The sequence below is a fragment of the Sagittula marina genome (assembly GCF_014196795.1).
GTDB lineage: Bacteria > Pseudomonadota > Alphaproteobacteria > Rhodobacterales > Rhodobacteraceae > Sagittula > Sagittula marina.
Window position 1 is genome coordinate 307,161 of the sequence record NZ_JACIEJ010000001.1, and the last position, 17,138, is coordinate 324,298.

15 protein-coding genes are annotated in these 17,138 nt (G+C 58.8%); 6 read left to right on the forward strand and 9 right to left on the reverse strand.

All coding sequences use genetic code 11. From position 1 onward, the window contains the following. Positions 1–5: 5 nt before the first annotated feature. The 7 genes from GGQ68_RS01435 to cysQ form a co-directional block, all read right to left on the reverse strand. Positions 6–1,706, reverse strand: coding sequence for a DUF5927 domain-containing protein (locus GGQ68_RS01435; RefSeq protein ID WP_183962610.1), 1,701 nt, complete (start codon positions 1,704–1,706; stop codon positions 6–8). Beyond that, positions 1,703–2,713, reverse strand: a complete 1,011-nt coding sequence (locus GGQ68_RS01440) for a glycosyltransferase family 2 protein (protein WP_183962611.1) — start codon at positions 2,711–2,713, stop codon at positions 1,703–1,705. The genes GGQ68_RS01435 and GGQ68_RS01440 overlap by 4 nt, the downstream gene beginning before the upstream one ends. A gap of 51 nt (positions 2,714–2,764) precedes the next feature. Next, positions 2,765–3,925, reverse strand: coding sequence for a glycosyltransferase family 4 protein (locus GGQ68_RS01445; protein ID WP_183962612.1), 1,161 nt, complete (start codon positions 3,923–3,925; stop codon positions 2,765–2,767). A gap of 365 nt (positions 3,926–4,290) precedes the next feature. Beyond that, positions 4,291–5,277 carry a UDP-glucose 4-epimerase GalE gene (gene galE, locus GGQ68_RS01450; RefSeq protein WP_183962613.1) on the reverse strand — a complete coding sequence of 329 codons (987 nt, stop codon included), beginning with the start codon at positions 5,275–5,277 and terminating at the stop codon, positions 4,291–4,293. 12 nt (positions 5,278–5,289) lie between these two features. Next, positions 5,290–6,186: a UTP--glucose-1-phosphate uridylyltransferase GalU gene (gene galU / locus GGQ68_RS01455; protein WP_183962614.1), complete on the reverse strand. Its 897-nt coding sequence runs from the start codon at positions 6,184–6,186 to the stop codon at positions 5,290–5,292. A gap of 154 nt (positions 6,187–6,340) precedes the next feature. Next, the gene (locus GGQ68_RS01460; RefSeq protein ID WP_183962615.1) at positions 6,341–7,588 is read right to left on the reverse strand and encodes a glycosyltransferase family 2 protein; all 1,248 of its coding nucleotides are present in this window, start codon (positions 7,586–7,588) and stop codon (positions 6,341–6,343) included. Next, the gene (gene cysQ, locus GGQ68_RS01465) at positions 7,588–8,385 is read right to left on the reverse strand and encodes a 3'(2'),5'-bisphosphate nucleotidase CysQ (RefSeq protein ID WP_183962616.1); all 798 of its coding nucleotides are present in this window, start codon (positions 8,383–8,385) and stop codon (positions 7,588–7,590) included. Before cysQ ends, GGQ68_RS01460 begins: the two co-directional genes overlap by 1 nt. Positions 8,386–8,536: 151 nt before the next feature. Between cysQ and GGQ68_RS01470 the strand changes: the two genes are divergently transcribed. Both GGQ68_RS01470 and GGQ68_RS01475 read left to right on the forward strand, forming a co-directional pair. Further along, the gene (locus tag GGQ68_RS01470) at positions 8,537–9,367 is read left to right on the forward strand and encodes an ABC transporter permease (RefSeq protein WP_183962617.1); all 831 of its coding nucleotides are present in this window, start codon (positions 8,537–8,539) and stop codon (positions 9,365–9,367) included. Beyond that, positions 9,364–9,981 carry an SH3 domain-containing protein gene (locus GGQ68_RS01475; protein WP_183962618.1) on the forward strand — a complete coding sequence of 206 codons (618 nt, stop codon included), beginning with the start codon at positions 9,364–9,366 and terminating at the stop codon, positions 9,979–9,981. Before GGQ68_RS01470 ends, GGQ68_RS01475 begins: the two co-directional genes overlap by 4 nt. Here the strand turns inward: GGQ68_RS01475 and GGQ68_RS01480 are convergent. Then, positions 9,978–10,577 carry an alpha-ketoglutarate-dependent dioxygenase AlkB gene (locus GGQ68_RS01480; protein WP_183962996.1) on the reverse strand — a complete coding sequence of 200 codons (600 nt, stop codon included), beginning with the start codon at positions 10,575–10,577 and terminating at the stop codon, positions 9,978–9,980. The genes GGQ68_RS01475 and GGQ68_RS01480 overlap by 4 nt on opposite strands. A 293-nt stretch (positions 10,578–10,870) precedes the next feature. Here GGQ68_RS01480 and dnaK point away from each other — a divergent pair, with 293 nt between their 5' ends. The 4 genes from dnaK (at position 10,871) to radC (ending at position 15,566) form a co-directional block, all read left to right on the forward strand. Beyond that, positions 10,871–12,796: a molecular chaperone DnaK gene (gene dnaK, locus GGQ68_RS01485; protein WP_183962619.1), complete on the forward strand. Its 1,926-nt coding sequence runs from the start codon at positions 10,871–10,873 to the stop codon at positions 12,794–12,796. A 97-nt stretch (positions 12,797–12,893) separates the two neighbouring features. After that, entirely contained in the window at positions 12,894–14,039 is a 1,146-nt protein-coding gene (dnaJ, locus tag GGQ68_RS01490; RefSeq protein ID WP_183962620.1) for a molecular chaperone DnaJ, read from the forward strand. A gap of 103 nt (positions 14,040–14,142) precedes the next feature. Next, positions 14,143–14,766, forward strand: coding sequence for a DedA family protein (locus tag GGQ68_RS01495; protein ID WP_183962621.1), 624 nt, complete (start codon positions 14,143–14,145; stop codon positions 14,764–14,766). A gap of 35 nt (positions 14,767–14,801) precedes the next feature. Continuing rightward, the gene (gene radC, locus GGQ68_RS01500) at positions 14,802–15,566 is read left to right on the forward strand and encodes a RadC family protein (protein WP_183962622.1); all 765 of its coding nucleotides are present in this window, start codon (positions 14,802–14,804) and stop codon (positions 15,564–15,566) included. Here the strand turns inward: radC and GGQ68_RS01505 are convergent. Continuing rightward, complete coding sequence (locus GGQ68_RS01505; protein WP_183962623.1) at positions 15,563–17,128, reverse strand: phosphate ABC transporter substrate-binding/OmpA family protein; 1,566 nt, start codon at positions 17,126–17,128, stop codon at positions 15,563–15,565. The genes radC and GGQ68_RS01505 overlap by 4 nt on opposite strands. Positions 17,129–17,138: the final 10 nt, after the last annotated feature.

Genomic DNA, 17,138 nt, shown 5'->3' on the forward strand with positions numbered 1-17,138 from the left:
GGGTGTCACTTTTTGACAAGATAGGGCTTACGTCCACCAGATCGCGTGTTTCGCGGACTGGGGTCAACGGGGAAGTCGCCCATGAGATAGGGGTGCATCCCTTGGTTTTTCAGGTTTTGCAGGAATTGGCCAAACCCAGTGAGGTCTTCGAGCGTCGGCGCTTCGGCGAGACGACGCAGGCTTTTCTGGCCGATTTCATCGATTATGATCTGCAAGGGTTCCATCGGGTTCTCTATGAATTCCGCCATGGACCAGATGCGGATGCGGGCCTTGATCTCGGGGCTGCGCAAGATGTCGAGCATTCGGCTTTCGATCTTTTGCAGACGGGCGGCCTCGGCACGAATGTCGGAAAAGTTGGAGTTCGATTTGAAAAGCGGCACAGCCCAAGCGCCGGAAATCACCGAGATTTGCGCGTTGGGATCACGGGACATGGGCGAAAGGATCTTTGGGTTGTCGTAAGGCCCGTATTGGAAGCACTGCCGCTCACCGCGGGTGTTCCACACGAGATTGGTCAGGAAGGCTTTGGGATTGGCGTCACGAAGGGCGGCGTTGTCGGAGAGAGCGCCATTGATCAGGGTCTGTCCGGAGGTGAATTCAGCCCGTTTGGGTGCATAAAGGTGGCCGTGCACCTGCGCAGCGGTGGCGCGGGCCAACCATTGTTCGAAACAGACGAACAGCTCCGAAAATCCTTGAAAAACGGAGTATTTGCCTGCCGTCACGCCATTTTCCCAGCCTTCATTTGGATAACGGCTTTGCATGTAAAGGCCGGGGCGGCCACGCGTCCGGCGGTCTACAGCCTTGGCAAATATACGGTCGATCTTGCCCGGGTTGGGTTCCTGCCGGGACATGACGCGGTTCGGATCGGTCAAAAAGGCATTATACAGGCGGTCTGCGTGCGGCCATATCTTGCGCGCAACAAAGCAGTCCGAGCGGCGCAGAAGCTGGAGATGGTCATCGTAAAAGATGTGAGGTTTGCCCTGGAAATCGAATTTCGACAGGGTCAAAGAGCGGCTTTCGACCTGTGTGGAGTAAAGCCGCGCGAGCGTCTGAAAGTAGCTCTCGTCAGGTATCCAGACGTGTTTGAAATAAGCGTCGTGGCGGGGACGTTCCGGGTCGTCGAGGATGGCCGACAGGGTTTGGCGCGTCAGGCACCACCATTGGCTGCCCATATGTGGGGTGATGCCTTTGGGGATATGGCGTTTGTAGCCAACGCGGCGCTGCAATTCGACGAATTTGTCAAACAGGAACCGGCTGTTGCGCCATGAAAACGGAAAATGCAGCGTGAAGCGTTCGTGTTCCAGTCCGCCGACGGTCCATGGAACGTCGGCTGTTGTCGCGCTTTCGATGAAGTCGGTGCGGGGGCGTTCGGCGAGGTAGCTGGTCAATTCCTCGACCGGGCGAAGCGGCAGGCAGGCCCCTGAGGCGAGGTAGACGTGGCGCACATCCTTGAAGCTCTTGAGCAGGAGCTCGGCGGCGTCTTGAGTGGCGGCAACCAGTCCCCATGTGCCCCATTCGCAGCGGTGGCGTTTGGAAAACAAAACGTCCGGAAAGTCGGCTAAGCGTTGTCGAAGATCCTCAAAGTGGGCGCGAGGAACCGCATTGTCGACGTGGATCACCACAGGGCAACCGCCGCGCGCCCAATGCCGTGCCACGTCTTCCGCCCGGTTAAAGGCCGTGTGTACGAGCATGATAATGCCGACGCTCATGCCCAGTTGCCTTTGGACATGATGCCGAGGATCTCAAGCTGGCGCCAGTTTATGTATTTTTCCGACCACTTGCACCAAAGGTCAGGGTTCTCCTTTACCCCTTCGGCGTAGGCGATGTATTCGCGGGAGGCACCGTAGTGCTGGCGTCGGTCCACCTCTTCGGCGGCCTTTTCGGTGAATGTCGCAAGGAACTTGGTGTGCAGCAGCGCGCCGGATGCCTTTTCTCCGCCCCATTCGTCGTAAACTTGGTTCAAGCCGCGCGGCAGCAGGTTGTGGGTCGAGGACACATAGGCGTAGCGCCGATCCCAGCGCACCAGTGGCACCTTGTTCAGCGCTGGGGCCAGTTCGGGCTGGTCGGCAAAGAACATGCGGGCGCGGGGGCCGCCCTGAATCCAGAGGTTGCCTAACTTAGGGTTCTTTCTGATCGTATAGTTCCCGGCATCGAACCAGCTTGTCACCTCCAGCGGATTCTGACCTGCGGTATAGGGATGTTGATCAAGCGGACCTTTGGGGTACATGTCCAAGAGCATTGCCGAGAATGATTTTATTGAGGACGCATCAAGCCAGTCTGTCAGCGCGCGCAGTGGGCGTGTGTCGCAAAACGGGTACAGGAACAGCTCATCCGGGTCGACGGTCAGGCACCAGTGATCGTGGCCGTATTTCATCAACAGCCAATTCATCCAGTCCACGCCAAAGCGGGAGCGTTTATAGCTTTGCCGCGTGGTCCAGACCGATACGTCTGCTTGCCGCGCCAGGTAGTCGAGCGAGCCGTCAGAGCTGTCGTTGTCCACGAAGAAGAAATGGTTCACGCCCATGTCGCGGTAGTATTTCAGGAACCACGGCAGGCGGATGCCCTCATTGCGCTGGGTTGAAAACAGCAGCAGATCAGAGGGGCGGATCTGGTCGGTACGGTTGGCGATCGGGCGCAGGTCGCGCCGTTTGCGAAAGGCGCGGATGCGCCAGCGCCTGCGTTGAAGCCTGAGGCTGTATGACTGCCATGCACCCAAAGTGTGTTCTGCCCTCTGCTCGCGTGGGGACGAGCGCGTCTCATGCGGCTATCAGATGCGGGTTAAGGCTGTCTTGAAATGTGCGGCCCATGTGGGGGGGCTATATTTCAAACATTGTTTCCGATTGGCCCGGTAATCGTCTGCCATTTTCTGAATTGTATCATGCCACAGATAGATGCTGCCTGCATCTGCGTAAACTGGAATGTTCCGCAATGTCTCTTCGTAAATCGGGAGATTGTGACACAAGACAGGCACACCCAGCCCGGCGGCTTCCATGGGAGGCAGGCCGTAACCTTCGGCGAGGCTCGGAAAGAGAAAACCGGCGGCTCCTGCGATCAGCGCTGTGACCTGCGGATCGGTTAGGCCAGACAGCTCGTGTACGCGGTGTGGCCGCGCATCGAGCCGGGCGAAGGTGGCGTGATTTTCCCAGCCGCGGTGACCGAGGATCAACAGATCTGCATCGACACCTTTCTCCCACACATCGAGCAGCAAGGCGTGGTTCTTCCGTGGCTCGATGGTGCCGAGCGTGACGAAGTAAGGTACCCGCCACGGGCCGTCGGGTGCCGTGCCTAGGGCTGCCAGATCGACACCCAGCGGCGTGACCAGCGTGCTTGGAACGTGGTGCAGATGCCGATGAAGATCGGTCTCCGTCTGGATGGAATTGCACAGGATAAGATCGGCGTGTCGCCCGACGCGCTGCAGGAAGCTGCGAAAGGTCTCGACTGTGCCCGGACGTTGATATTCTGGGTGATCGAGCGGTATTGTGTCGTGGATAAGCACAGCTTTCTGCGCATCCAAAGAGGTCAGGGCGTGGATCAGGCGACGGGTGAAGTTCGTGTGGCCAAGGTTGATGTACCTCACGCCCTTCGGCAGATGGTTGCGAAGCATCCGAGGCAGACCCGGCGGGAGGCAACGGTCAAGGGCCCGTTGTCGCAGCTCGGCCTCTGCCCCTGCGCGCAACGGGTCCATGTTGCGTTTCAAGCGGGACAAGATGTCTGGTGCCGCCCATCCGCCATGCAGGATGCGCTCCCGTAGAACGGCGCAGCCGTGGCGGTCCAAAAGCATGTAGCCAAATGCGGATCGCACCAGCCCGTACAGCGGGGCGTCCAGTGTCAGAAGATGATCGAGCCAAGCAAATTCCACCCGATCCACGCCGGTCAGCGGGCGTCCGGCACGGCTGACGAGGCGAGACAGGTCGAGGAGGCGGGTCATGACAGGATGCTATATCGCATGGCTGTTTGGGGCCAGTCCGGAATGGAAGGGGAATTGTGTTGTAGCCAGCTGCGGGCACTTCACGGCATGGGGGGAGGATGCCAGGGCGAAAGCGTCACTGCGTGTCCTTCGTTTCAGGTCCAAGTTTTCTGCATCTACGCGGAAAACTACAGCGAACGAACCCTCAGTTCGCCCACCGCTCTGCAAAGGCTGAGGAGTTTCCGCGGCCTGATGAACACTCAGGGCTGAGCTTGGAGTCCTTGCATAAGGCTTTCAGGTGCTTTTTCTCGCCATGCGTCGCAGTGTCGAATGAGGCGGCCCAACTGTACACGGCGACGTGCTATGAGCCGTGGGCCGCCCATTGTTCATTTGTCGTAATGGCCGTTCTTATGCCATCGCCACGCGTCCGCGATCATCTGCGGCATGGTGGAGCGGTCCGGATTCCAGCCCAGCTCGGCACCGGCACGGGTGGAGCCTGAGACCAGCTTCGTTGCGTCGCCTGCGCGGCGCGGACCTTCGGAATGGGGCACTTCGGCATTTGTGACCGTCGCGGCGGAGGTGATGACCTCGCGCACAGAAAAGCCGTCGCCCGTGCCGAGGTTGAACACTCGGCTGCCCTTGCCGTCCTGCAACCATTTCAGACCAAGGATATGCGCGTCCACGAGGTCGCAGACATGCACATAATCGCGGATGCAGGTGCCGTCCTGGGTATCGTAATCGGTGCCGTGAATGGTCAGGGCGGCGCGCTGGCCGTCCACCGCTTCGAGCATGACAGGGATCAGGTGCGTCTCGGGGCGGTGGTGTTCACCGACCTCGCCCTCCGGATCGCCGCCGGCCACGTTGAAGTAGCGAAAGATCACCGAGCGCAGGCCGTCGGAGGCCTCAAAGTCGCGCAGGATGTTTTCGACGGCACGCTTGGACGCGCCGTAGGCGTTCAGCGGCTCTTGGGGCGTGTTCTCGTCCAGCACGACGTTGTCATGTTCGCCGTAAGTGGCACAGGTGGAGGAGAAGACAAAATCAAGACATCCGGCGTCGACGGCGGCTTCGATCAGGGTGAGTGAACCACACACGTTGTTGCGCCAGTACATGCCAGGCTTGGCCATTGCCTCACCTACCTGGCTGAGCGCGGCGAAGTGCATGACGGCGATGGGCTGATATTTGGCGAAAACCTCATCCAGTCGAGCGCGATCCATCAGGTCACCCTGTTCAAAGGGGCCGAATTTTACCGCGTCTTGCCAGCCTGTTACGAGATTGTCGAAGGTGACCGGAGTGAACCCGGCCGCCTTCAGTGCTTTACAGGCGTGACTGCCGATGTAGCCAGCCCCGCCTGTAACAAGTACGTATTGTGTCACGTGTCGCTTCCGTTATTCGGCGGCTTTGCGCGAGGCCATCAGTTCGGTCAGGTATCCTTCGAGATCGTCACGCAGTTCGTCGCGTGCAAGGCCGAAAGCCACGGTGGCCTGAAGAAAACCGGACTTGGACCCGCAGTCAAAGCGCTGGCCACGGAACCGGAAGCCATAAACGCCGCCATCATCCTTGCCGATTTCTTCTGCGATGGCATCGGTCAACTGGATCTCGCCACCTGCACCGGTTTTCTTCTGGTTCAGGTTCTCGAAAATCTGCGGCGACAGTATGTAGCGACCGATCACTGCAAGGTTGGATGGTGCGTCTTCGGGCTCCGGCTTCTCGACCATGCCTTTGACCTTGACGATGGAGCCCATGTCTTCGTCCACGTCGAGCACACCGTAGGATTTGGTCTTTTCCGTCGGCACTTCCATAGCGGCAACCATGTTGCCGCCGGTTTCCTCATAGGCTTCGACCATCTGCTGCAAACACGGCTTTTCGGCGGCGATCACATCGTCTGGAAGCACAACGGCAAAGGGTTCGTCGCCCACAAGGCGGCGCGCACACCAGATGGCATGTCCAAGGCCAAGCGCCTTGTGTTGCCGGATGTAGGCGATCTCACCGGAGTCCATGTTGGTGGCCTTCAGGATCTCCAGCAGTTCGGTTTTGTCTTTTTTCTGAAGTTCCTGCTCCAGCGTCGGGGCCACGTCGAAGTAATCTTCGAGGGCGCCTTTGCCGCGCGAGGTAACGAAAATGAACTCCTTGATGCCAGCAGCGCGGCATTCATCAATGGCGTATTGAACCAGTGGGCGGTCCACCAGTGTCATGATCTCCTTCGGGACCGATTTGGTCGCCGGAAGAAAGCGGGTTCCAAGGCCTGCGACCGGGAAAATCGCCTTCGTGACCTTTTTACGCATCCGCTTGCTCCTTCTCTCTATTAAATCAAATAAAATTTCGACGTTTTGTCGACGTACGGGGACGCTGCGTCGCAGCATCTTGCCGTCGGCGTGACCTTTGCCTTTATAATCGAAAATGGCCAGTGCTTGGTTCCATATAATAGCAGAAAAGAGCCTATTCGCATATCGAGAAGCCATCTGGCCCGCGAACTCTTGCCGTGCGACGCTGTTCAGCGTCACATCTGCGCGCAAAACGCCAAGGTTGCAGCAGGGGCGCGTCCCGCTGGCTGCGTCCCCAGAGGCCTCCGGTCTGCTCCCAAACACCGTCCTGTGTAAAGCGCAGGCGGTGATAACGAGCTGTGGGATCAAGCAAAATCAGGGTGGTGATGTTGCCATTAGCTGCGCTGCGGGCAGCCTCGGCGCGGAGCTTGGCGGCTTGCCAAATTCGACCTGTGAGGGTGTGGCGGCTTGCGCCGGGGCGACCGGGGAAAGCAAGAAATTCCGAAGCGGCACGCGGGATGGAGGGCGTTTCTTTCAGTGAACGTTTCAGGCCGTCGCGCGCGCCTTGATCCAACCCGCGCATGAGGCGGCTCACGTCAAGCGGGTCCAGTGAACCACGCTGCATCGCGCGCAGCAGACGATTGCGTTGTCCGTTACGGAACACCTGCCATGCAGGTGCGCGCGCAGCGCTGCGGCAATGTTTGCGCAAAAAGGCCTGTTGCGACGCGCCGATCTGCGTGAGGTCGCGCGGTGTGCGGTCGGACGCGCGACGGTCGGATGCCTCGAACCCATGATGCACCTGCGCAAGCGGCACGATGGCGGTGGCGTGGCCCGCTTGGGCAAGACGCATGTTCATATCTGTTTCATCAAGGAAAAAGTGAAAGGCCGGATCGAAGCCGCCAAGTCCCGAGAGTACATCTCGGCGCAGCGCCATATTGGTACCTTCGGTCTTGATCGCACTGTCGTGGGCGGGCTGTAGAACGGTGGGATGGGTGTCGGACACGTCGAGCGGTGTGGTCTCGCCTGTTGTGTCCACGGTGCGGGCGCGCCACTGAAACGAAATGCCGTTGCGCCCGATGACGAAGCCCCCGGCCGCGGCGATATCCCCGGTTTCGAAGGGGGCAGCGAGGTGGTGCAGCCAGAGCGGCTCCGGCACGGCATCGTCGTCGATGAAGGCGATAACCTCTCCTGCAGCTTGGGCAATGCCAAGATTGCGGGCCACAGAAATGTTGGGTTGATCGAAAGATATGGTCTTCAAATGGGGCGCATGATCGGTCGACTTGACCGCATCCTGACCTGCGGGGCAGGCTACGATGACCACTTCGAAGTTCTGGTAATCTAGTTGTGCAATCCCGGCCAGGCATCGGAGCAACGCCGCCGGACGATGCCGGCTGACCACCACGATGCTCACCGGGAGAGGCATCAGCCTTGCTTCAGATCCACGCCTGGTGCGTAGGCGATGAAGAAACAGTTTGCGAAGCCGTCTTTGCCGTAAGCCAGCGGTGTGTGGTCGTCGAAACGCACGACCTGTCCCCCAGCGCCAGCGAGCACGGCGTGCCCGGCGGCAGTGTCCCATTCCATTGTGCGGCCGAGGCGCGGGTAGATGTCTGCCTCTCCAGTCGCCACAAGGCAGAACTTGAGCGAAGATCCGGCAGAGCGCATGTCCTTCACATTGTATTTGCTGATGTAATCGTCGGTGGCCTGATCTCGGTGCGATTTGGATGCAACGACCATCAGAGCTTCATTGTCGGGCTCTGTAACGCGGATGTCCTTGGTCTCGCCCTTTGTGCCGGCCTTGAAGGGACCGGTTTCCTCGACCGAGTGGCCGACGGAATTGGTGTAGAACATGCGCTCGCGCGCCGGGGCATAGACCACGCCACGAGTCGGCACGCCGTCTTCCACCAATGCGATGTTCACAGTGAAATCGCCCCGGCGGTTGATGAACTCCTTTGTGCCGTCCAATGGGTCAACGATCAGGAATGTGCGCGCGTCGATGCTGTGGGAGGCAGCCTGCTCTTCGGTTACCAGGGGCACATCGGGGAAGGCCTCGCGCAGGCCTGCGGAAATCAATGCGTCAGCCGCTTCGTCAGCCTCTGTCACTGGCGATTCGTCGGACTTGGTTTTCACTTCGAAATCGTCGGCGTTGTAGATCTCCATGATCTTGTCGCCGGCCTCGATCGACAGGCGTCGCAGCACCGTCATCAGATCGGAATAGTTCATGCGAAATCTCCTTGGGACACCACGGTGCGCGGTTTGTTGATTTGGCTCTATGTTCGTCTTATGGTCGCTATAACGATAAACGGCAAGTCAACCAAATTCGCCCTATAAATAGGCAGGCAGCGGCGAAAATGCCGTGGCAGTGGAGTGGTCAATGTTTCAGACGTACCGCCCGAAATCCAAGTTGGAGTCGGCGCTCAACATATGTGAGCTGATCTACCACAATTCTGTCCGGGCGGTGCGCAAAACGCATGAAAACGCCTTTATGGCGATTTTTATCAATCTGCTGCAAACGATCATTTTTGTGCTCGCATTTTACGCGATGTTTTCGATCATGGGCATGAAGGGCGCGGCGTTGCGTGGCGATTTCATGGTCTACATCATGACGGGTGTTTTTCTATACCTGACGCACAGCAAGACAATGGGCGCCGTTGCCGGGTCAGAGGGGCCGGCCAGCCCGATGATGCAACACGCCCCGATGAACACGATGATCGCTATCCTGTCCGGGATGGTGTCTTCGCTATACATCCAGATGCTATCGCTGATCTTGGTCCTGTTTGTGTATGATGTGGCTTTCAATCCGTTCGTTCTGCAGGAGATCCACGACCCGATCGGATGCATGTTAATGGTCATATTGTCCTGGTTCTCCGGGGCTGCAATCGGGCTGGTGTTTCTGGCGGTCAAGCCTTGGGCGCCTTCGCCTGTTGGGATCATTTCGACAATTTACCAGCGGGCAAACATGATTGCCTCGGGCAAGATGTTCGTGGCCAACACGCTGCCAGGATACATGGTCGTCATGTTCGACTGGAACCCGTTGTTCCACACGATTGACCAGTCTCGCGGATATGCGTTCAAGGATTACAATCCGCACAACTCGAACTGGGAATATCCACTGTACCTGTCGCTGGTGTTGATCATGATTGGCTTGATGGGCGAATTTTACACGCGAAAGCATGCCTCTGCGTCGTGGAGTGCGCGTCAATGATAGCGCGCGCGTACCTCATGCGTCTTGTGATGATCTTTGCGGCTTTGCTCGGCGGCGCTGTTCATGCGCAGGAGCTTCCGGCGATGTTTGATGTGACGGGTGTGCGGACGGACGACGTTTTGAACGTGCGCAGCGGGCCAGGAGTTGGCAATCCTGTGATCGGGTCATTGACCCACGATGAGACGCGGGTCGAGGTGACGGCAATTCAAGGCAATTGGGCGCGTTTCAATCTGGATGAAGGGGTGGGCTGGGCATCTTTGCGCTTCCTTGAGCGCCGGTCGGAGGAAAGTGTCGCCAATGCCCAAGGGCTGCGATGCTTCGGGACAGAGCCGTTCTGGGATCTGGAAATCGTGCCGGAAGAGACTGCGCAGCTGCGCCGTCTCGATACTCCGCTGGTGGATGTGTTCCAGGTCGGAGCCCTGGGCAGGCTGCCAGCCGAGGTGGAAAAATATGCCATGCGCGGCGTCGGGGCCTCGCGCGAAATTGCGGCGGTGATCACGCCGGACACCTGCACCGACGGCATGTCGGACCGTATCTACGGGTTGGACGCGACGGTCTTTGTGACCGGGTCGCAGGGGCCGACTTATGGTGGCTGTTGTTCCCTGACGGACTAGGTCACGACGCGCAACGTCAGGTTCAATCGCCCGCCTTCTGAAAAAAGCGTCGATGAGCCGGGACGTACGCGGTCTACCCCGTGAAAGGCGCGCCGCGATGTGCCAGTCAGCAGCACCACGTCGCCAGACGTCAGCCAGTGAGATTTGGTGCTGTCTTTGCGGTCCTCTCCGCCCATGCGAAACAGGGCGTCGTCCCCCAAAGACACAGACAGCACCGGGCAATCGTAGTCCTGCTCGTCCTTGTCCTGATGCAGGCCCATGCGGGCGTCCTCGGCGTACCAGTTGATCAGGCAGCATTCTGGTGCGCGCTCGCAGTCGGCAAACCGGTCCCAAAGCGCAAGAATGCTCGCGGGAATCGGGGGCCATGCCTGTCCGTCCGGATGGTGCTTTTCGTAGCGGTAGCCGCGCGTGTCGCTGATCCAGCCAAAATCGCCCGCCGCAGACATGCGCACGGACATCGGTCCGCGCCGGGTGCGAGGTCGGACCAGAGGCGCTGCGCGCAGCACCTCGCGGACATCGTCAACGACGGCTAGCTGGGCCGCGCGGTCCAAAGCGCCGGGAAAAATGCGAAACCCTTTGATCTTTAGCTCTGTCATGTCGGGAAAACTGGCCCGTTTGAAACCAGTTGCCAAGGATTTCACGCTATAGCGCCTGAAATTCTCGCCAAAATGGGCGGTTCCCGCGACGTCAAACGGGGCCAGTTGCCTGTTGCAGTAAGAATCCGATGATTTGCGAGGGTCCGAATGCTTGGCAAAGCGCAGGGCGCTCCTTATATACCCTCCGAACGCGGTGGCAGGTCCTCTGCCAGCGTAAATGAATGCGGGGTGTGGTCGCCAAAATGGGTCCATCGCCTCGTTGTATCGCCTTGAGACAGAAAGGGATCGAAATCATGGGTAAAGTGATTGGCATCGACCTCGGGACCACGAACTCCTGCGTCGCTATCATGGATGGCTCGCAGGCACGTGTTATCGAGAACGCCGAAGGGGCACGTACAACGCCCTCCATCGTCGGTTTCACCGAAGATGAACGTTTGGTGGGCCAGCCGGCAAAACGTCAGGCTGTGACCAACCCGGAAAACACCGTATTTGCCGTCAAGCGTCTGATCGGCCGTCGCACCACCGACGCCGAAGTGACCAAGGACAAGGACATCGTTCCGTACAAGATCGTGGACGGCGGCAACGGCGACGCTTGGGTCGAGATCCGTGGCGAGAAATTCTCTCCCTCGCAGATCTCTGCCTTCACGCTGCAGAAGATGAAAGAAACCGCCGAGAGCTATCTTGGTGAAGAAGTGACGCAGGCGGTCATCACCGTGCCGGCGTACTTCAACGACGCTCAGCGTCAGGCGACCAAGGACGCGGGCAAGATTGCCGGCCTCGAAGTGCTGCGCATCATCAACGAGCCGACGGCTGCTGCGCTGGCCTATGGTCTCGACAAGAAAGAAACCCGCACCATCGCGGTCTATGACCTTGGTGGCGGTACGTTCGACGTGACTATCCTCGAGATCGACGATGGTCTGTTCGAAGTTAAATCCACCAACGGTGACACGTTCCTTGGTGGTGAAGACTTCGACATGCGGATCGTGAACTACCTCGCGGACCAATTCAAGAAAGAGCACCAGGTCGACCTGACCAAGGACAAGATGGCTCTGCAGCGTCTCAAAGAAGCCGCAGAGAAAGCCAAGATCGAACTGTCCTCGGCGACGCAAACCGAGATCAACCAGCCGTTCATTTCGATGGGCTCCGGCGGCACGCCGCTGCACCTCGTGATGAAGCTGACCCGCGCCAAGCTGGAAAGCCTTGTTGGCGATCTGATCAAAGCGTCGATCAAACCATGTCAGGCTGCTCTCAAGGACGCGGGCCTGTCCACATCCGACATCGACGAAATCGTCTTGGTCGGTGGTCAGACCCGTATGCCGAAAGTCATCGAAGAGGTGACAAAGTTCTTCGGCAAGGAGCCGCACAAGGGTGTGAACCCGGACGAAGTGGTTGCCATGGGCGCCGCCATTCAGGCTGGTGTTCTGCAAGGCGACGTCAAGGACGTGGTCCTGCTCGACGTGACACCGCTTAGCTTGGGCATCGAAACGCTGGGTGGCGTGTTCACGCGTCTGATCGACCGCAACACCACGATCCCGACCAAGAAGTCTCAGGTTTTCTCCACCGCCGAAGACAACCAGAACGCTGTGACGATCCGGGTGTTCCAAGGTGAGCGCGAGATGGCGGCGGACAACAAGATGCTCGGCCAGTTCAACCTAGAGGACATCCCGCCGGCACCGCGCGGCATGCCGCAGATCGAAGTGACCTTTGACATCGACGCCAACGGCATCGTGTCGGTTGGGGCCAAAGACAAAGGCACCAACAAAGAGCAAAAGATCACGATCCAGGCGTCCGGCGGTCTGACCGAAGAAGATATCGAGCGTATGGTGCGCGAGGCGGAAGAGAACGCCGACGCGGACAAGGATCGCAAAGAACTGGTGGAAGCGAAGAACCAGGCAGAGAGCCTGATTCACCAGACCGAGAAGCACGTCGAGGAGCACGGCGACAAGGTCGATCCATCGACCGTCGAAGCGATCGAATTGGCTGTGGCTGCTCTGAAGGACGATCTCGAAAAGGACGATGTGTCCGCCGAGAAGCTCAAGTCCGGCATCCAGAACGTCACCGAGGCGTCCATGCGTCTGGGTGAGGCGATCTACAAGGCGTCCGCCGCCGAAAGTGACTCGGATGGTCCGCAAGCCGCTGATGAATCGCAGGGGAACGCGGACGACGACACAATCGTCGACGCTGACTTCGAGGATCTGGACAACGACAAGCGGGCCTAAGGCACGCGCCCGGAAAACCGAGAGGGGCCGGTCCGGACACCGGGCCGGCCCTTTCTTCTGACCGTGTGTCAGTCAATTCGGGCCGAGAGGAGGACATATGTCCAAGCGTGATTATTACGATGTGCTCGGTGTGGCGAAGGGGTCTTCGGCGGATGAGATCAAGAAAGCCTATCGCAAGAAGGCCAAGGAACTTCACCCGGACCGCAACTCGGACAACCCCGAGGCCGAGAACCAATTCAAGGAAGCAAATGAAGCCTACGACGTTCTGAAGGACGCGGAGAAAAAGGCTGCCTACGACCGGTTTGGTCATGCGGCCTTTGAAGGTGGCATGGGTGGCGGCGGAGGCCGTCCCGGCGGACCCGGTGGCAATCCGGATTTCGCCAGTGCGTTTTCCGACGTGTTCGACGATTTGTTCGGCGACTTCATGGGCGGGCGTCAAGGTGGCGGTCGCCGTGCGGCGCGTGGCGCAGACCTGCGTTATAACCTGCGCATAACACTTGAAGATGCCTTCAACGGCTTGGCCAAGACAATCAATGTGCCGACCTCGGTGCAATGTAACGTCTGCAATGGCTCCGGCTCAGAAGGCGGGACAGAGCCGACCACTTGTCCGACGTGTTCGGGCATGGGGAAGGTGCGCGCAACGCAAGGCTTCTTCACGGTAGAACGAACCTGTCCGACGTGTTCGGGCATGGGGCAGATCATCAAGAACCCCTGCAACAATTGCCAGGGTGCGGGGCGCGTTCAAAAGGAACGCGCGCTGTCGGTGAACATCCCGGCCGGGGTGGAAACCGGCACGCGAATCCGTCTTGCAGGTGAGGGCGAGGCCGGGATGCGCGGTGGCCCTCCGGGTGACCTGTACATCTTCATCGAGGTCGAGCCGCACAAGATCTTTGAGCGCGAAGCCACCGAACTGCATTGCCGGGTGCCAGTGTCAATGGCTACGGCGGCGTTGGGCGGTGACATTGAAGTTCCGACAATCGATGGCGGACGCTCGCGGGTTAAGATCCCGTCGGGATCGCAATCGGGTCGCCAGATGCGGTTGCGGGGCAAGGGTATGCCTGCGCTGCGTGGTGGTTCCTCGGGTGATATGTTCATTGAACTCGCAGTCGAAACGCCGGTCAATCTGACATCGCGTCAGAAAGATCTCTTGCGCGAGTTCGAAGATCTGAGCGAAGACAATAACCCAGAGAGCAAGAGCTTCTTCAGTTCTGTGAAGCATTTCTGGGATTCCATGAAGGGGTAAAACGACTTTGCGCTTTCCGCGCAGGTCGTTGCCACTTCATTGGAACAAAAGATCAAGGGTTCGGGTTTCATTCCCGAACCCTTTTGTATGGAAAGCACTGCGTATGTTCGACTGGATCACAGGCCTGATCGATTCCATGGGCGCGCTCGGGGTAGCGTTCCTGATGTTCCTTGAAAATGTATTTCCTCCGATCCCGTCAGAATTGATTATGCCGCTCGCCGGTTTCAACGCCGCTCGCGGAGATATGTCGCTATGGGTGGTGATCCTTTCGGGAAGCGCAGGTTCCCTAGCGGGGGCCTACCTTTGGTATTGGCTTGCGCGGCGGGTCGGATTTGACCGCGTCTGTCGTTTGACACACAAGCACGGCCGCTGGCTGGGGGTGTCACCTGATGAGTTGGACCGTGCAAACGCCTGGTTTGATCGCCACGACAGCGGTGCGGTATTGATCGGACGCCTGATCCCAACGGTGCGGACGTTGATTTCAGTGCCTGCAGGCGTGCGCAGAATGAACCGTGCTTTGTTCTTGGGTTTCAGTGCCTTGGGCACTGTGGCTTGGACTGCGGCTCTGACGCTGGCCGGCTACTGGCTGGAGGGCGGATACGAGACAGTGAGTGCATGGTTGGATCCAGTCAGCACCGCTGTGGTCGTTGGCTTGTTCGCCGTCTACCTCTGGCGTGTCGTCACTTACAACAAGCGCAACGGGATCTCGGGCCAGAAAGCCCATTAACCAGTTTTTCATGAAGATCGGTTGAGACTGTGTATATGACACGCTCTCAGCACTTCTCTGACTCCCAAGCGGCGCTTTTCGCGCATGACGAGGTGCCACCGCAGGGCGCGCCTAGAGCAGAGAAGTCGCCTTCCTACATCCGTGATCATCGCGCTCGCCTGCGCGAGCGTTTCTTGGTCGGCGGACCAGAGGCCCTGCCAGATTATGAAATGCTGGAACTTGTGCTTTTCCGAGCTATTCCACGCCGGGATGTGAAGCCTTTGGCGCGGCTGCTGCTCGAAACCTTTGGCGACTACAATGGGGTGTTGTCGGCTCCGACGCATCGACTGTCAGAGGTCGCAGGTGTTGGCGATGCTGTTATCTGCGAGTTGAAGGTCATCGAGGCAGCCGCGCACCGATTGGCTCGATCGCGCGTGCTACAAAAACCGATACTAAGTGGTTGGAATGCTTTGCTGGAGTATTGTCAGACTGCCATGGCGCATGGCGATATCGAGCAATTCCGCGTGCTTTACCTTGACCGCAAAAACGTGCTGATTGCGGATGAACAACAGGCGCGAGGTACAGTGGATCATGTTCCGGTCTACCCCCGAGAGGTCGTGAAACGCGCGCTTGAATTGAATGCCACAGCGTTGATCTTGGTGCACAATCACCCCTCTGGCGACCCGACTCCGTCTGAGGCAGATATCGTGGTGACCGAACAGATCCAGCAGGCGGCGGAGGCTTTGGGAATTGTACTGCACGATCACCTGGTGATCGGCAAGTCGCGGGAATTGAGCTTTCGCGCTGAGGGATTGCTTTAACGCACCCAGACTTCGACTCTGCGGTTCACCTCGCGCCCCCAAGAGGTGTCGTCACACGCCATGGGCATCGCCTCGCCGAAGGCGTCTGAAGAGAGCGTAACGCTCTCGAAATTGGCGGTTTCAGCGGCAAGTTCCACCGCGATGCGTACGGCCTCGGCACGTTTGTGTGCAATGCTCAGATTTGCCTCGGCGGGACCAACCGCATCCGAAAAGCCGACGAAAAGAACTTTGCGCCCGTCGTAGGTGCCGATTTCCAAGGCGCGTGCCAGTTGCAACACGTTGGAGCGCGACTGAGCGTCAAGCCGAGATGAGCCAGTTTCGAAACGAAAAGAGGTTGTGAGCCGTCGCATTGGTAACAAGGTTTTTGTCAGCCGTTGCAGGTTCTTTAGTCCCTCTGCTCCATCGGCCACCAGGATCGCATTTGCGAGGCGGTCTCCTTGCAGATCAGAACGAATCTCCTCCGTTGACTGATCGACGAAACCGGCGCGGCGAATGACGATCTGCGCCTGTGTGCTGCGAGTAAACTTCAGGAAATCGCGGGCCAAAGCGGGCAGTCGCCGCGCTGGCATATAAAGAAAGGCAGGGGTGGTCAGCGGATAGTCCTCTGTCTTTACCGTGCGGCGCGCAGCGTGCAGGTCAAAGCCGCAAGGCCCGGACACCGGCAAGGCCTTCGTGTTCCCGATCTCGGAAAAGCTTGCCAAAGCAATGCCGAAGGGGTCGCGGGCGACGGCGTTTGACAATTCAGTGTTCGAAGCGTGCCGCGTGACCGGGCCAAGGGTGGCACGACCTGGCTTGAGCAATCGATCCTCAACACTTTGCGCCAACCCACTGGCGGCGTCACGCATGTGAACCGTGATCGGCGCGTCAGGTCCACCGAACGCTTTCCAATTGGTTTCCTGACCGGAGAGGATTTTAACCAATTCCGAAACGGAGAGGCGGTCCACGGGATTGCTGGGTGAGATCACGGGCACCAGCGCATCCAGTGCCAAAACAGTCGAGCGGTTTGCAAGTGTGAGGTCACCCAGTCCGGCTTCGCGGGCAAGCTTCGCCTCTGCGGGGCGGATTTCACGCAGGGCCATCACGATATCGGCGTCACGGCTGAGAAGGTCTACAAAGCCGTCGTCCGTGTTTGAGACACGAAAATGAAAGCGCCCGACGGGTTTCGACGTGCGCATATTTGTCAGCGTGTAGGTGAACTGGTTGGCGCCTTCGGTCTCGCGGTGGGTGGCTAGACCGGAGCGCATGGCGAAGGCTTCGATCAGGGCGGGTAGCATGACGCGGCCCAACGTGGCTGAGCCAGATATCTGGAGGTCGGCCACGTAGTCGATCAGGGATGGGCAGCCAATGCCAGTGCAGGACACGCCAGAGCCGTCGACCGTTAGAATGCCAAAGCGGGTGTCGATGCGGTAGAATTCACCGTCGAACCCAAGAAGCGTGCCTTTGAGTTCGATTGATCCGTCGCGTGAGCTGAGAGTGATATCCTGAGCGCGGGCCGAGAATGGAAGGCACAAAAGCTGCAAACAGAAAAGTGCGGCGAAGATCGCCGCACGTTGAATGGTCATGGTGCCCCTC

What these genes read in the sequence shown, in the direction of transcription:
- GGQ68_RS01435 (WP_183962610.1), bottom strand. Translation starts at nt 1,706, where the DNA reads ATGAGCGTCGGCATTATCATGCTCGTACACACGGCCTTTAACCGGGCG.
- GGQ68_RS01445 (WP_183962612.1), bottom strand. Translation starts at nt 3,925, where the DNA reads ATGACCCGCCTCCTCGACCTGTCTCGCCTCGTCAGCCGTGCCGGACGC.
- galU (WP_183962614.1), bottom strand. Translation starts at nt 6,186, where the DNA reads ATGCGTAAAAAGGTCACGAAGGCGATTTTCCCGGTCGCAGGCCTTGGA.
- GGQ68_RS01460 (WP_183962615.1), bottom strand. Translation starts at nt 7,588, where the DNA reads ATGCCTCTCCCGGTGAGCATCGTGGTGGTCAGCCGGCATCGTCCGGCG.
- cysQ (WP_183962616.1), bottom strand. Translation starts at nt 8,385, where the DNA reads ATGAACTATTCCGATCTGATGACGGTGCTGCGACGCCTGTCGATCGAG.
- GGQ68_RS01470 (WP_183962617.1), top strand. Translation starts at nt 8,537, where the DNA reads ATGTTTCAGACGTACCGCCCGAAATCCAAGTTGGAGTCGGCGCTCAAC.
- GGQ68_RS01475 (WP_183962618.1), top strand. Translation starts at nt 9,364, where the DNA reads ATGATAGCGCGCGCGTACCTCATGCGTCTTGTGATGATCTTTGCGGCT.
- GGQ68_RS01480 (WP_183962996.1), bottom strand. Translation starts at nt 10,577, where the DNA reads ATGACAGAGCTAAAGATCAAAGGGTTTCGCATTTTTCCCGGCGCTTTG.
- dnaK (WP_183962619.1), top strand. Translation starts at nt 10,871, where the DNA reads ATGGGTAAAGTGATTGGCATCGACCTCGGGACCACGAACTCCTGCGTC.
- dnaJ (WP_183962620.1), top strand. Translation starts at nt 12,894, where the DNA reads ATGTCCAAGCGTGATTATTACGATGTGCTCGGTGTGGCGAAGGGGTCT.
- GGQ68_RS01495 (WP_183962621.1), top strand. Translation starts at nt 14,143, where the DNA reads ATGTTCGACTGGATCACAGGCCTGATCGATTCCATGGGCGCGCTCGGG.
- radC (WP_183962622.1), top strand. Translation starts at nt 14,802, where the DNA reads ATGACACGCTCTCAGCACTTCTCTGACTCCCAAGCGGCGCTTTTCGCG.
- GGQ68_RS01505 (WP_183962623.1), bottom strand. Translation starts at nt 17,128, where the DNA reads ATGACCATTCAACGTGCGGCGATCTTCGCCGCACTTTTCTGTTTGCAG.